This is a genomic window from Actinosynnema sp. NPDC091369, from assembly GCF_044757065.1.
GTDB lineage: Bacteria > Actinomycetota > Actinomycetes > Mycobacteriales > Pseudonocardiaceae > Actinosynnema.
The window spans coordinates 106,426-119,663 of sequence record NZ_JBIVUG010000006.1; the positions used below are offsets into that span (position 1 = coordinate 106,426).

Annotated in this window: 16 protein-coding genes; 4 read left to right on the forward strand and 12 right to left on the reverse strand. The window is 71.8% G+C overall.

Annotated features, from left to right (window positions below; translation table 11 throughout):
• Window positions 1-18: 18 nt before the first annotated feature.
• The gene (locus ACIQMJ_RS23575; protein ID WP_499763166.1) at window positions 19-669 is read right to left on the reverse strand and encodes a maleylpyruvate isomerase family mycothiol-dependent enzyme; all 651 of its coding nucleotides are present in this window, start codon (window positions 667-669) and stop codon (window positions 19-21) included.
• Window positions 670-731: 62 nt separating this feature from the next.
• Here ACIQMJ_RS23575 and ACIQMJ_RS23580 point away from each other — a divergent pair, with 62 nt between their 5' ends.
• Window positions 732-1,256, forward strand: coding sequence for a CGNR zinc finger domain-containing protein (locus ACIQMJ_RS23580; protein WP_499763167.1), 525 nt, complete (start codon window positions 732-734; stop codon window positions 1,254-1,256).
• A gap of 49 nt (window positions 1,257-1,305) precedes the next feature.
• On the opposite strand, the gene ACIQMJ_RS23585 is transcribed toward ACIQMJ_RS23580, so the two are convergent.
• From ACIQMJ_RS23585 to ACIQMJ_RS23605, 5 genes are all read right to left on the reverse strand, one after another.
• A complete protein-coding gene (locus tag ACIQMJ_RS23585; protein WP_499763168.1) occupies window positions 1,306-1,731 on the reverse strand; it encodes a CBS domain-containing protein in 426 nt (141 codons plus the stop codon).
• Between the two features lie 789 nt (window positions 1,732-2,520).
• Window positions 2,521-2,712 carry a hypothetical protein gene (locus ACIQMJ_RS23590; protein ID WP_499763169.1) on the reverse strand — a complete coding sequence of 64 codons (192 nt, stop codon included), beginning with the start codon at window positions 2,710-2,712 and terminating at the stop codon, window positions 2,521-2,523.
• A gap of 31 nt (window positions 2,713-2,743) precedes the next feature.
• Window positions 2,744-2,896: a hypothetical protein gene (locus ACIQMJ_RS23595; RefSeq protein ID WP_499763170.1), complete on the reverse strand. Its 153-nt coding sequence runs from the start codon at window positions 2,894-2,896 to the stop codon at window positions 2,744-2,746.
• 183 nt (window positions 2,897-3,079) lie between these two features.
• On the reverse strand, window positions 3,080-4,267 hold the full coding sequence (locus ACIQMJ_RS23600) for an MFS transporter (protein ID WP_499763171.1): 1,188 nt from the start codon (window positions 4,265-4,267) through the stop codon (window positions 3,080-3,082).
• Window positions 4,268-4,335: 68 nt separating this feature from the next.
• A complete protein-coding gene (locus ACIQMJ_RS23605) occupies window positions 4,336-5,034 on the reverse strand; it encodes an EcsC family protein (protein WP_499763172.1) in 699 nt (232 codons plus the stop codon).
• A gap of 48 nt (window positions 5,035-5,082) precedes the next feature.
• Here ACIQMJ_RS23605 and ACIQMJ_RS23610 point away from each other — a divergent pair, with 48 nt between their 5' ends.
• Window positions 5,083-6,162, forward strand: a complete 1,080-nt coding sequence (locus tag ACIQMJ_RS23610) for an Rv2629 family ribosome hibernation factor (RefSeq protein ID WP_499763173.1) — start codon at window positions 5,083-5,085, stop codon at window positions 6,160-6,162.
• On the opposite strand, the gene ACIQMJ_RS23615 is transcribed toward ACIQMJ_RS23610, so the two are convergent.
• From ACIQMJ_RS23615 to ACIQMJ_RS23635, 5 genes are all read right to left on the reverse strand, one after another.
• Window positions 6,159-6,587, reverse strand: coding sequence for an NUDIX domain-containing protein (locus tag ACIQMJ_RS23615; RefSeq protein WP_499763174.1), 429 nt, complete (start codon window positions 6,585-6,587; stop codon window positions 6,159-6,161). The two genes, ACIQMJ_RS23610 and ACIQMJ_RS23615, sit on opposite strands and share 4 nt — an antisense overlap.
• A gap of 3 nt (window positions 6,588-6,590) precedes the next feature.
• Window positions 6,591-7,439, reverse strand: coding sequence for an amino acid ABC transporter permease (locus tag ACIQMJ_RS23620; RefSeq protein WP_499763175.1), 849 nt, complete (start codon window positions 7,437-7,439; stop codon window positions 6,591-6,593).
• Window positions 7,436-8,110 carry an amino acid ABC transporter permease gene (locus ACIQMJ_RS23625; protein ID WP_499763176.1) on the reverse strand — a complete coding sequence of 225 codons (675 nt, stop codon included), beginning with the start codon at window positions 8,108-8,110 and terminating at the stop codon, window positions 7,436-7,438. The genes ACIQMJ_RS23620 and ACIQMJ_RS23625 overlap by 4 nt, the downstream gene beginning before the upstream one ends.
• A gap of 76 nt (window positions 8,111-8,186) precedes the next feature.
• Window positions 8,187-9,071 carry a glutamate ABC transporter substrate-binding protein gene (locus tag ACIQMJ_RS23630; protein WP_499763177.1) on the reverse strand — a complete coding sequence of 295 codons (885 nt, stop codon included), beginning with the start codon at window positions 9,069-9,071 and terminating at the stop codon, window positions 8,187-8,189.
• Window positions 9,072-9,133: 62 nt separating this feature from the next.
• Window positions 9,134-9,862, reverse strand: coding sequence for an amino acid ABC transporter ATP-binding protein (locus tag ACIQMJ_RS23635; protein WP_499763609.1), 729 nt, complete (start codon window positions 9,860-9,862; stop codon window positions 9,134-9,136).
• Window positions 9,863-10,023: 161 nt separating this feature from the next.
• Here ACIQMJ_RS23635 and ACIQMJ_RS23640 point away from each other — a divergent pair, with 161 nt between their 5' ends.
• Both ACIQMJ_RS23640 and ACIQMJ_RS23645 read left to right on the forward strand, forming a co-directional pair.
• A complete protein-coding gene (locus ACIQMJ_RS23640; protein ID WP_233819972.1) occupies window positions 10,024-10,695 on the forward strand; it encodes a response regulator transcription factor in 672 nt (223 codons plus the stop codon).
• On the forward strand, window positions 10,696-12,075 hold the full coding sequence (locus ACIQMJ_RS23645; RefSeq protein WP_499763178.1) for a HAMP domain-containing sensor histidine kinase: 1,380 nt from the start codon (window positions 10,696-10,698) through the stop codon (window positions 12,073-12,075). It abuts the gene before it with no gap.
• 5 nt (window positions 12,076-12,080) lie between these two features.
• On the opposite strand, the gene ACIQMJ_RS23650 is transcribed toward ACIQMJ_RS23645, so the two are convergent.
• Window positions 12,081-12,935, reverse strand: coding sequence for a YVTN family beta-propeller repeat protein (locus ACIQMJ_RS23650; protein ID WP_499763179.1), 855 nt, complete (start codon window positions 12,933-12,935; stop codon window positions 12,081-12,083).
• Between the last annotated feature and the right edge of the window lie 303 nt (window positions 12,936-13,238).

The window sequence follows — 13,238 nt, forward strand, 5'->3', positions numbered from 1 at the left end:
CGCCGCGAGCCGACCGGGCTACGGCCAGGGCTTGAGCTCGGGCCGCGCGCCGGTGATCGGCCCGTCCGGCTCCCGGCCCGCGAGCCACGCGGTCAGGTCGGTGTGCGACCCGGTCAGCGTGACGTCCTCGCCCTCGCCGATCGTCCACCGGCGATGCGGCGACACGAGCGTGAGCCGGACGCCGTCGGGCACGCGCGCGGACAGGAAGTCCACGGCGTGGTCGCAGAACTCGACCGACCACGTGACGGGCCGCAGGTCGAGGTCGCGGGTGTGGATCTCGACCTCGCGCCAGACGCCGCAGGCGGTGCCGATCAGCGTGCCGTCGCGGTAGAAGACGGGCGTGTCCCAGTCCCGCACGCCGGCCCACGCCTTGGCCAGGCGGGCGGCCGCGTCGGCGATCGCGGCCCGGTGCTCCGCCGCCGAACGACCGGCGCCCGCCTCGATCCCGGCGTCCCGCGCGGGCCGGCCGCCGGGGTAGGGCTCGACCTTCGCGCCCTCGTGCTCGGCCTGCCCCGCCAGCGCGATCGTCACGTTGGCCAGGTGGGCCAGCACGTGCCCGCGGGTCCAGCCGGGCAGCACCGACGGCTGCGCGACCTGCTCGTCGGTGAGGTCCTCGATCACGGCGGCCAGCCTGCGGTGGGCGTCCAGCGCGCGCTCCTGGATCGTCACAACTCCCCCTAATGGTCTATCGGTGAAAACCCGTTAGGGAACCTATCACTAGACTGGCTCGGGTGGCACTGGCGTTGGAGTTCGCGGGCACGATCCGGCACGACGGGCACGGCGGGCTCACCGACGACCTGGGCACGCCGGAGGGCTTCGCCGCGTGGGCCGGGGTCCCGGCGGACGAGGAGCTGCGGCTGCGGGTGGTCGAGCTGCGCTGGGCCGTCCGGTCGCTGTTCGCGCGCGTGGCGCGGGCCGGGGAGCGCATGGACACACCGCACCTGATGGACTTCGAGCGCGCGCTGGCCATCGTCAACGAGGCCGCCGCGCGGGTGCCGCGGGCGGCGCAGCTGGACTGGGACGAGCAGCCGCGGCTGCGGTACGTGGACGCGGCCGACGACGGCGACCGCCTGCCGGCCGCGCTGGCGACGGCGGCGATCGAGTTCCTGGCCGGCGGCGCGCGGGCGGACCTGCGCGCCTGCCCCGCGCCCCGGTGCGTCCGCTACTTCGTGAAGGCCCACCCCCGGCAGGAGTGGTGCAAGCCGTCGTGCGGCAACCGGGCCAGGGTCAGCCGGCACTACCACCGCGACCGCTGAGGCTCCGACCCGCGCGGACGACCGGGGACGCCCGCACGGGCCGGGGCGGTCAGCCCTGGATGTAGGCGGTCAACTGGTCGTGGTCTTCCTGCAACTGGTTGATCCGGCTCTTCACCACGTCGCCGATGCTGACGATGCCGACCAGCTCGCCGTCGTCGACCACCGGCACGTGCCGGATGCGCTGTTCGGTCATCAGCACCGTGAGGCTGTCCACCGAGTCACGCGGGGTGCAGGTGAACACCTCGCTCGTCATGATCTCCGACACCGGCGCGGCCAGCAGCTCGCCGCCCCGGTCGTGCAGCCGGCGCACGACGTCCCGTTCGGACACGATCCCGGCGATGCCCCCGGACCCGAGCACGACCATCGCGCCCACGTTGTGCTCGGCCAGCGCGGCGACCAGCTCGGCCACCGACGCTCTCGACTCGACCGTGGCCACGGCCGATCCCTTGTTGCGCAACACGTCAGCGATCCTCATGGGCGCCTCCCGATCTCCGCCGGACCCGGTTGCTACCCACTTCAGGCTAGTTCCCCGGCCACGTGATCGGCAGGCCCGCGCCCGATGGGAGCACCGGGCCGCCACCGCGACCGGAGCCGCGCAACGGTCACGAGCACACCCGGCGCGGTGATCACCACCAGCGCCGCGACGGTCCCTCCGAAGCCTCCGATCGCCGCGCCCGACACCGGCCCGGCGGAGCAGCCGACCGTGCGGACCAGCGCCAACACACCCTCGGACGCGCCCATGCGCTCTGACGGGCCCGCTCCGGCAACACCGCCGCGCGGGGGTCCGGCGAACAACTCGTGCCCGATCCCGCCCACCGCCGGCCGCCACGCGAGGCCCCCGGATCGTCACCCGCTCGGAGCAGCACGGTACCGATCAAGATCACCGCGGTGCCCGCGGACGCCCCGGCCCGTTCGCCGCGAGCAGCCGCCGGTGGACCGCGTCCCGGATCAACGCGTGCCGGAACGCGCAGCCGTCACCGCCCACGACCGGCAGGCACTGTCCACATAGGATCAAATCGGCGCGACAGACAGCGGATTCCTTTGCCGAGCCCGAAAACAGCCCGTGCGACCATCCGATCGGGCTCAACGCCGAGGATGCCCCGCAGTGGCGCGTGCACGTCGCGGGCGGACAGCCGGGGCGGCACGACGGCAGCAGCGGCGCGAGGTCCGCGCGTTCGGCGTCCGTCACGGCCGAGAGCACCGTCGCGGGCGCGTGTTCGTCCGCGCCCGCGACGGTGCTCGAGTTGGTCCGACCGCCCGCCGATCAGCCGCCGCTGGTGCGCCGGAACACGCGCCGGCCCACGAACGTGTTCTGCTGCGGTCGGCCCGGGATCTTGTTCACGCCGTCGTTCTTCTGGGCGTGACCGCGGCGGGCCGCGCGGTTGAGCGGCACGGCGGGCTGCTCCGGCTGGTCCTGCTCGCCGTCGTCGGCCTGCGGAACGTCCTGAGTGGTCATGTCTACCTCCTGGGTGTGGCGGAGTCGCTGGTCAGCGACGCCGCATGGCGTACTGGCGCGGGGTGGCGACAGCTCGACCGCCGCCGAAGCGCGGGTGCACCGCGCCGGTCGAGCGGGCGCCGCGACGTGCGGCGCGGTTGGTCGGCTGGTCGTCGTGTGGCGGTTCGTTGCGCATGGTGGGCATGCGATCGCCTCCTCGGTGTTCGAGGCGTGAAAAGGGCTACGACCCGTGGTTCGACACGGTCGTGAGAAGAGCCGCTGAGGCCACCAGGAGAAGGGCGCGGCACGGCCCGAGGCCGGTGCGGCGCTGGAGGAAGAAGTCCTCAGAAGTAGATCTGGAAGAACATGGTCATGACCGTATCCTGCTTCACGCCGCGACGCCAATCATTTTCCGCCGCGACCGCTCCGACCACGCCACGGCGGGCGTCATGGCCAGCGCGGCGGCCAGGAACAGCGCGCCGAGCACGAGCCAGCCCACCGCTCCCCCGCCCAGCACGAGGGTGGTGAGCAGCAACGGTCCGACGGTGCGCGCGACGGCCGTGCCCGTGCCGTAGAAGCCCTGGTACTGGCCCTGCTTGTCGGCGGGCGCGAGGCCGAACCCGATCTCCCACGAGCCCGCGCCGTGCCGCATCTCGCCGACGACCTGGACACCCGCCGCGCCCACGAGCAGCGTCACGGCCACCCAATCGGGTACACCTGCGGACAGGGCGAACAACACGCAGGACGCCAGCAACAGCACGCCACCACGCCGCACCGACCGCGTCGCCGTGCGCAGGTCCGTGACGCCGCGCGCCAACCGCACCTGCCCCACCACCACCGCGCCCGTGTTGAGCACGAACAGCAGGCTGACGACCCACTTCGGGGCGGAGGTGCGTTCGGCGACCCACAGCGGCACGACCAGGCTCAGCATCGGCATGTAGAGCAGCGACACCGAGTTCAGCAGCGCCACCAGCGCGTACGGCCGGTCCCGCAGCACACCGAGCCGTCCCGTGGTGGCGACCGCCGCCACCTCCGGCACCCGGCGCAGCACCGCCGCCGCGACCAGGAACCCGGCCGCGTCCACCGCGAACACCACCAGGTACGCCGCCGCCGTGTCCGCGTGCAGCGCGAGCCCGCCCAACCCCGCGCCCACGGCCAGCCCCCCGTTGACCGCCGACTGGAGCACGGCCCGCACCCGCGTCCGCTCCCCGGGCCCGACCGACCCCGCCAGCAACGCCTGCCGCGCGGCGGCCAACCCGCACTGGCCGCACGTGTAGACGCACGCCGCCACCACGAACGCCCAGAACGAGCGGGCCACGAGGAACGACGCCAACGCGCCCGCCGTGACGACGGCCAACCCGACCGCCACCCGCCTCGACCCGACCCGGTCGGCGAGGTGGCCCAGCCCCACGCCGACCACCGCCCCGACCGCCCAGGCCACCGTCAGCGCCACGCCGACCTGCGTCGCCGACAGGCCCACGACCCGGGTGAAGTAGAGCGCGGAGCACACGTAGAACGCGCCGTCGCCCACCGAGTTGGCCACCTGAGCGACCGCGAGCACCTTCGTCGTCCCCATGGGACGTCACGCTAGGTGCCGGATTGGCCCACGCTAAGGGCCAAGACCCGGCGGATTTATTGGGCCAATCACTCGCTGATCTCGACGACCTCGCCCTCGATGACGGTGCCCTCCACGACCGCCGGCAACTCCTCGCGCTCGGTGAAGAAGCGGGAGGCGAAGGCGCCCACGGCCCGCGTCGTGACGGCGTCGAACGTGCCGCCGATGACGCCACCGACCAGCGGCACGCCCTTGGCCAGCGTCACGGCCGCCTTGGTGGTGCCGTACTTGGCCAGCAGCGTGAAGCCGACGCGCTTGTTGACATCCCGGATGAGCTGGACCGGGATGCGCTTGATCAGGTTCATGGTGAGCTTGGAGCCCACCTTGATGCCCGCCTTCTTCAGCAGCTCGGTGCCCGCGTTGCCCAGCAGGCACACCAGGATCGCCGTCTGCACCTCTTCGCTGTCCAGGTCGTACCCGTGCACGGCCGCGATCGACGCGATCAGGTGCGTCTGCACCAGGTAGGACGCGGTCAGGTTGGCGGGCAGCGCCACCGGCAGCGTGATCAGACCGCCGATGTTCGTCGCGAAGCCCTGCACGCCCGCCGCCGCCACGTGCGTCCGGATCAGGTGCTTGATCGCCTCCTGCGGCGTGAGGTCCTTGTCCAGGGCCTCGGCGGCCATCTGCTGCGCGCTCTTGAAAGGTCCGAAGCCGTTGATGCCCACCTTGAGGAGGTGGTCCACGGCGTTCTGCTGCACCTTGGTGATCGCACCCGGTTCGTCCACCATGCCCCCGAGGTTACGCGGCGCGCGATCGGGTAGCCGAGGCCAATGGACATGTCTTCGTTGGGAGAGCTGGTCAGGCAACGCGGCCCGTTCGCGTCGGTCTACCTGGACGCCTCGCACGACACCGAGGACGCGGCCAAGGCGATGGAGCTGCGCTGGCGCGGGGTGCGCGAGGAACTGGCCCGGCAGGGCGCGGACGACGAGACGCTGCGGGCCCTGGAGGGAGCGGCGCTGACGCCGGTCACCGGCAAGGCCGGCCGGGCGCTGATCGCGGCGCGCGGCAGGCTGCTGCTGGACCGGGTCCTGCCCCGCCCGCCCGCCGCGGACACCGTGCGCTGGTCCGACCTGCCGCACCTGCTGCCGCTGGCGTCGTCACTGCAAGCGGACGTGCCGCACGTCGTCGTCCTCGCGGACAAGGTCGGCGCGGACCTGCACGGCCACGACGGCCGGGGCGAGGTCTCCGCCGAGGTCCGGGGCGAGGACCACCCGGTGCACAAGGTGCGCGGCGGCGGGTGGTCGCACCTGCGGATGCAGCACTCGGTCGAGGAGAACACCAGGCGCAACGCCGCCCGCATCGCCGAGGAGGTCGACAAGCTGGTGACCCGCATCAACGCGCGCCTGCTGATCCTGGGCGGCGAGGTGCAGGCACGCGCGGGCATCAAGGAGGAGCTGAGCACGCGCTGCCGGGACGTGCTGATCGAGGTCGAGGGCGCGAGCCTGGGCGACGGCGCGGACGACGAGGCGTTCGACGACGCCGTGCAGGCGCTCGTCGCGCAGTACCAGGCCGACCTGGACAACGACGTGCTGGAGGAGTTCACCGCCGAGTCCAACCGGTCGGGCGGCCGCGCGGTGCAGGGCCTGGAACCGGTGGTCGAGGCGCTGCGCGAGGCCAACGTGGCCGCGTTGCTGGTGGCCGACCCGGCGCTGGGCGACCGCACGGTGTGGTCCGGCGAGGACCCGGCCCAGGTGGCGCTGCGCGAGTCGGAGCTGCGCGGGCTGGGCATCGAACGGCCCGGTGAGCGCCGCGCGGACGAGGCGCTGGCCATCGCGGCCACCGCCACCGGCGCGCAGGTGCTCGTCGCCCACCACGCCTCGTTGTTCGAGGGCGTCGGCGCGCTGCTGCGCCACTAGCCGGCGCGGAGCCCGTGTTCCAGGTAGAGGGTCACGCCGCGCTCGCGCGCGTCGAGCGCGGCGGCGACCCGCCTGGCCAGCCGCGGGATCAGCACGTCCGGCAGCTCGGCGGGTTCGACGTACCGGTGGGAGCGCAGCTCGTCGGCCGGTAGCCGGATCTCCGCGTCACCCAACGAGCCGCCGTCGAAGATGAACAGGATCCGTTCCTGACGGCCGGACGGCGCCCAGTCCACCACGAGCAGCGGGCCCGGCTCCACGGCCAGGCCCAGCTCCTCCAGCACCTCCCGGGCGCACGCCTCGCGCGGCGTCTCGCCGGGCTCGACCGCGCCGCCGGGGATCTCCCAGTGGTCCTTGTACGTCGGCTCGACCAGCAGCACGCGGCCCAGCGCGTCGAGGAACAACGCGCCGGACGCCGCGAGCACCACCCGTCAGACCGCCGCCGCGACGACGTCCTCGGCCGGGTTCTTCTCCAGCTCGACGACCTTCTTGTCACGCCGGTTGCGCTTCTCCAGGTACGTCGCCAGCCACGTGAGGAGCAGGCACATCGCGATGTACATGGCGGCCACCACGATCGTGACCGGGACCAGCGGCCGGCCGAACTCGAAGATGCTGCCCACGTACCGGGCGTAGCGCAGCAGCTCCTCGTAGGTGATGAGGAAGCCGAGCGCGGTGTCCTTGAGCAGCACGACGAGCTGGCTGATGATCGCCGGCAGCATCGCCCGCACCGCCTGCGGCAGCAGCACGTAGTTCATGACCTGCGTCTTGCGCATCCCGACCGCGTAGGCCGCCTCGCTCTGCCCGCGGGGCAGCGACAGCACGCCGGCGCGGAACACCTCGGCCAGCACCGAGCCGTTGTAGAGCGTCAGGCCGAGCACCACCGAGTAGAACGGCGCGCCCAGGGACACGCCGTAGTGGAACACGAAGATCAGCACGACCAGCGGCACCGCGCGGAACAGCTCGACGACCAGCATCGACGGCACGCGGATGACCTTGTGGTCCGACAGCTGGCCCGCCGCGAAGATCGCGCCGAACAGCAGCGCCAGCACCGCGCCCGCGGCGAACGCCTTGAGCGTGTTCAGCAGCGCGTCGACCAGGTCGAGCTGGACCTTCTCGTACTGGATCCAGGTCCACTTCTCGCCCTCGAACTGGCCGCTCTCGTAGAACCGGTAGACCACGAAGCCGATCAGCGCGACCAGGGCGGCGACGCCGAGGACCGCGTAGAGGCGGTGGCGCAGCCGGGCACGGGGCCCGGGGACGTCGAACAGGACCGAGCTCATCGGGCGATGCTCCACCGCTTCTCGAGGCTGCGTTGCAGCAGGGTCATGGGGATGACGAGCACCACGAAGAACGCCGCGACCCAGAGCAGGCCGATCAGCTGGTTCTCCCCGCGCTCGGACAGGTTGGCGCTGATCGAGCCCGCCTGGAACACCGAGAAGCCCGCCGCGATGGTGGTGTTCTTGAGCAGGGCGATCATCGTGCTCATCATCGGCGGCACGACCGCGCGGGTGGCCTGCGGCAGCACCACGGACCCGAGCATCTGGCCGAACGTCAGGCCCAGCGCGCGGGACGCCTCGGCCTGGCCCACCGGCACGGTGTTGATGCCCGACCGCACGACCTCGCACACGAACGCCGCCGTGTAGAGGATCAGCGCGGCGAGGGCGGCGCTGAAGTAGTAGCCGGCCGCCGAGCCGCCGAACGTGTCCGCGTCCACGATCTTGAGCAGCGGGAACGCGAAGGCGAAGAAGAAGAACACCAGGGTCAGCGGCGTGTTGCGGACGATCGTGACGTACGCGGCCCCCATGGCCCGCATCACCGGTACCGGCGCGACCCGCAGCATCGCCAGGATCGTCCCCAACACCAGCGACCCGACCGCGGAGATCAGGAACAGCTCGACGGTGTTGAGGAACCCGGGCCCGTACAGGTCGAGGTTGTCGAGCAGGACGTCCATCGGCTTCCTCGGCTAGGTGGTGGGTGGTGTGGTGCGGCCGGCCGCCGGAGCACCGACGACCGGCCGCGTGCCGTGATCAGTAGCGGTCGAGCACGGGCTTCTCGGTCGTGGAGCCCGACTTGCCCAGGGTGGTGTCGTAGGCTTTCTGCCAGTCGCCGCCGTCCAGCGCCGCCTGGAGGATGTCGTTGACCTTGTCGCGCAGCGCCTTGTCGTCCTTCGCCAGGCCGATGCCGTACGGCTCGTTCGAGAACGTCTTGCCGACGACCTTCAACGTGGTGGGCGACTGCGAGGCGTAGCCCTTCAGGATCGCGTCGTCGGTGGTGACGGCGTCGACGGCGCCCTGCTCCAGCTGCTCGACGCACTGCGAGTAGTTCTGCAGCTCGACGATGTTCTCCGGCTCGGTCAGGCCCTCGGACTTGACCTTCTGGATCGGCGTGGAGCCGGTCACCGAGCAGACCTTCTTGCCCTTGAGCGCGTCCTTGCCGGTGATCGAGTTGTCGTCCTTCTTCACCAGCAGGTCCTGCCCGGCGGTGAAGTACGGGCCGGCGAACGCGACCTGCTCCTTGCGCTTGGCGTTGATCGTGTAGGTGCCGACGTAGTAGTCCACGTCACCGTTGATCAGGGCCTGCTCGCGACCGGCGGACGGGATCGCCTTGAAGTCGATCTTGTCGTCGCCGTAGCCGAGCTTGGCGGCGACCAGCTTCGCGATCTCGATGTCGAAGCCGGTGAACTTGCCGCTGGTCGGGTCCTTGTAGCCCAGGCCCGGCTGGTCTTCCTTGACGCCGATGACGACGCGACCACGCGACTTGATCTTGTCGAAGGTCGGCGAGCCCTCGACCTTCACGTCGGCGGCCACCTGCTGCGAGGGCGTGCCGGTGTCGCCGGGGCCACCCTCCTTGCCGCATGCCGTCAGGGCGAGGCCGCCGGCCAGCAGCGCCACCGCAAGGGTGCGAACCCTCATCGTCCTTCTCCTGCTCTTGTTCGGTAGAGCGGCGCCAGGCTCAGCGCCGCGGTCGTGGGACTTCAGTGGGTCAGGATCTTGCCAAGGAAGTCCTTCGCGCGGTTGGACTTCGGCGCGGAGAAGAACGCCTCCGGCGTCGAGTCCTCGACGACCTCGCCGTCGGACATGAAGATGACGCGATCCGCGGCCTTGCGGGCGAAGCCCATCTCGTGGGTGACCACGAGCATGGTCATGCCCTCCTTGGCCAGGGTCGTCATCACGTCCAGCACCTCCTGGACCATCTCGGGGTCCAGCGCGGAGGTCGGCTCGTCGAACAGCATCACCTTGGGCCGCATCGCCAGGGCGCGGGCGATCGCCGCGCGCTGCTGCTGCCCGCCCGACAACTGGGCGGGGTACTTCTCCGCCTGGTTCGCGATGCCGACCCGCTCCAGCAGCTCCATGGCCGTCTTGCGGGCCTGGGCCGCCGGGGTCTTGCGGACCTTCACCGGCGCGAGCATCACGTTGTCGACGATGCTCTTGTGGGCGAACAGGTTGAACGACTGGAACACCATGCCCACGTCGGCGCGCAGCCGGGCGAGCTCCTTGCCCTCGGCGGGCAGCGGCTGGCCGTCCACCTCGATGACACCGGACTCGATCGGCTCCAGCCGGTTGATCGTGCGGCACAGCGTGGACTTGCCCGAGCCGGACGGCCCGAGCACCACGACGACCTGCCCCTTCGGCACCTCCAGCGACACGCCCTTGAGCACGTGCAGGGGTCCGAAGAACTTGTCCACGCCCGCCATCCGGATCATCGGCGGAGCAGGAGTGGCGGCGGTCATCAGTCCTCCAGTAGGGGTTCCTGAGCGATGGCGGAAACCTAGGTGTGAATCACCACACCAGTCCAGGCGGTTGAGCAAGACTTAGGGTCTCAACTCTGTCACAGGGTGGCGACACTTATCGGGGAGGCTCCACGGTGCGCGTGCTGTTGGTCGAGGACGACGACCGGGTGGCAGAAGCGCTGGTGCCGGCGCTGACGCGGCGCGGTTTCACGGTGGACCGGCAGGCCACCGGTCGGGGGACGCTCGATCGGCTGACCGGGGTCGACGTGGTGCTGCTCGACCTGGGCCTGCCCGATGTGGACGGTGTCACGCTGTGCCGGCACATCCGTGCGGCGAGTGACGTGGCCATCATCGTCGTGTCGGCCCGCGGCGAGATCGACGACCGCATCCTCGGCCTGCACGCCGGCGCGGACGACTACCTGGTCAAGCCCTACGACGTGGGCGAGCTGGTGGCCCGCGTGCACGCGGTGCGGCGGCGGCGCGGCGACCCGGTCGGCGTCGGAGGCACCGGCACCGAGGTGTTCGAGGTCGCCGACGTGCGGGTCGACCTGGCCCGCCACGAGGTCACCGTGGCGGGTGAACCCGTGGCGTTGTCGCGCAAGGAGTTCCAGGTGTTGGCGCTGGTGGTGGCGGCGGGTGGCGCGGTGTGCACCCGGGAGCGCATCCTGGCCGAGGTGTGGGGACGCACCTGGGCGGGGGCCAACCGGACCCTGGACGTGCACGTGGCCACGCTGCGGACCAAGCTCGGGCGTCCTTCGTTGCTGGAGACGGTGCGCGGTGTCGGGTACCGGTTGAGCGGGGGCTGAGTGCGGTCGCGGCTGCTGGGCATCGTGTTGACGCTGGTCGTGCTGGTCCTGCTCGGCCTCGGCGTCCCGCTGGGCCGGGGCATGGCCCAGGCCGAGCAGCAGGAGATGTTCCTGGACCGGCTCACCGACACCACGCGGTTCGCGTCGGTGGCGCAGCGGCCGTTCATCGACGACCAGCCCGAGGTGCTCAAGCCGGAGCTGCGCCGCTACCACGAGCTGTACGGCATCCGGGTGGCCCTGCTCGGGCGGGACGGGCAGGTGGTCGCGGCGTCCTCGGACGACGTGGACGTGTCCGCGCCCGAGGTGGCCGACCTGGTGCGCGGCGCGCTGGCCGGTCGCCAGCCGGTCGCGCCGGAGCTGGTCATGCCGTGGGAGTCGACCGAGCTGGTGCTCGCCGAGCCGGTGCTGGAGGCGGGCGAGGTCCGGGGCGCGGTGGTGACGTTCTCGCCGACGTCGAAGACCCGCGGCGAGGTGCTGCTGTGGTGGTCGGTGCTGCTCGGCGGCAGCCTGCTGGTGCTCGCGCTGGGCGTGTTCGTGGCGTTGCCGCTGGTCCGGTGGACGTTGCGGCCCGTGCGGCGGTTGGACGACGCGACCGGGCGGCTGCTGGCCGCGGTGGTGTCCGGGCAGCCCGTGGAGCCGGTCGGCTCGTCCGACGGGCCGCCGGAGCTGCGCCAGCTGTCGCGGTCGTTCGACCAGATGGCCGCCAACGTGGGCGACGTGCTGGCGGCGCAGCGGGCGTTCGTCGCCGACGCCTCGCACCAGCTCCGCAACCCGCTGACCGCGCTGAAGCTGCGTCTGTCCAATTTGGAGGACCACGTGGCCGGCGAGGGCGCGGCGCACCAGGCGGCGGCGCTGGACGAGGCCAACCGGCTCAACCGCATCCTGGACGAGCTGCTGTCGATGGCGCGGGCGGGCGCGCCGTCCGTCGACCCGGTTCCGGTGGACGTCGACCGCGCGGTGGCCGGTCGCCTGTCGGCCTGGCAGCCCGCCGCCGCGGCCCGTGACGTGCACCTGGTGCTGGACGGCGAGCCGGGCGGCCGGGCGCTGGTGCCGCCGCGCGGTGTGGAGACCGTGCTGGACGCGCTGCTGGACAACGCGCTGAAGTTCACCTCCGACGGCACCCTGGTGCGCGTCGACGTGCGCCGGCGCGACGGCGTGGTGCGGCTGTCGGTGCAGGACGAGGGGCCCGGCCTGGCGCCGGACGAGCTCGACCGCGCCACGGACCGGTTCTGGCGCAGCCCGGCCCACCAGAACGTGCAGGGCTCGGGCCTGGGGCTGGCCCTCGTGCGGCAGATCGTGGAACGGGTGCACGGCTCGATCCGGCTGGAGTCACCGGAGGGCGGCGGCCTGCGCGTGACCGTCGAGTTCCCGGCCGTCTGAACCGGTCACGACGTGACGGCCACGCCCTCGGGCCCCTTGCCCACGGCGAACCGGGCGACGGGTTTGCCGCTCGCCGCGTCGATGACCGAGACGGTGTCCGACCCCGTGTTGGTGATGTAGGCGGAGCTGTCGTCGGGCGCGGCCGCGGCGCCCTCGGGCATGCGCTGGACCTTGACCTGGCCGAGCGGGTCGCCGGTCGGCCCGAGGATGCTGACCGTGTTCGAGCCGGTGTTGGCGACGTGGACCCGGCCGCCGGGGGTGACCGCGACGCCGAGGGGCGCGTTCCCGACCTTGGCCGTCGCCGCGGGCCGGTTGGCGGCGGCGTCGATGACGGTCACCGTGTCGTCGCCCGTGTTGGCCACGTAGAGCAGCTTCCCGTCGGGCGAGAGGGCGATGCCCGACGGGAAGACCCCGACCGGGATCGTGGCGACCGGCGCGTTGGTCGAGGTGTCGATGACCGTGACGCTGTCGCCGCCGTTGACGGTCACGTACACGCGGGCCCCGTCGGGACTGGCGACCGCGCTGTGCGGGAACCGCCCCACCGGGATCGCGGCGACCGGCGCGTTCGTCGCGGTGTCGATGACCGTGACGTCGCCGGAGCCGAAGTTGGTCACGTAGGCGTGCGTCGGCGTGACCGCGACGCCGAACGGGTTGGTCCCCACGGGCACGGTGGCGACCACGGCCAGGGACCGGGTGTCGATCACCGAGACGGTGTCGGACGACTCGTTGGCGACGTAGACGCGGTGGCCCGACGGGTGCGCGCCGACACCGGCGGGGTAGGCGCCGACCCCGATGGTGGCCGTCACCTCGCCCAGCCGCGTGTCGTACACGGTGACGTTGTCGGAACCGCTGTTGGCCACGAACACCTGAATGCGCGTCGGCCACCTGGGTGAGGCGTCGAAACCGGTGCCGGCCAGCACCGCGAGAATCGCGACGACGACTCCCAGTCGGGGGAATACCGGTCGGGCAAAGAACGGATAATCCTTTTCGCGAATGCGCGCGCGTACCGAGTGAACGGACATGAGCTCCCCGCTTCGGTGTCGAATGCCGCGCGGCCCACCGCTGCTCCCGCGCTTGCCGTCACCCTAACGGCCCAGCAGGAAAAAGCACCGTGCGATCTCACGCTTGACCCCGACTTGGGCGAGCCGCCAGGCGTGCCGGTT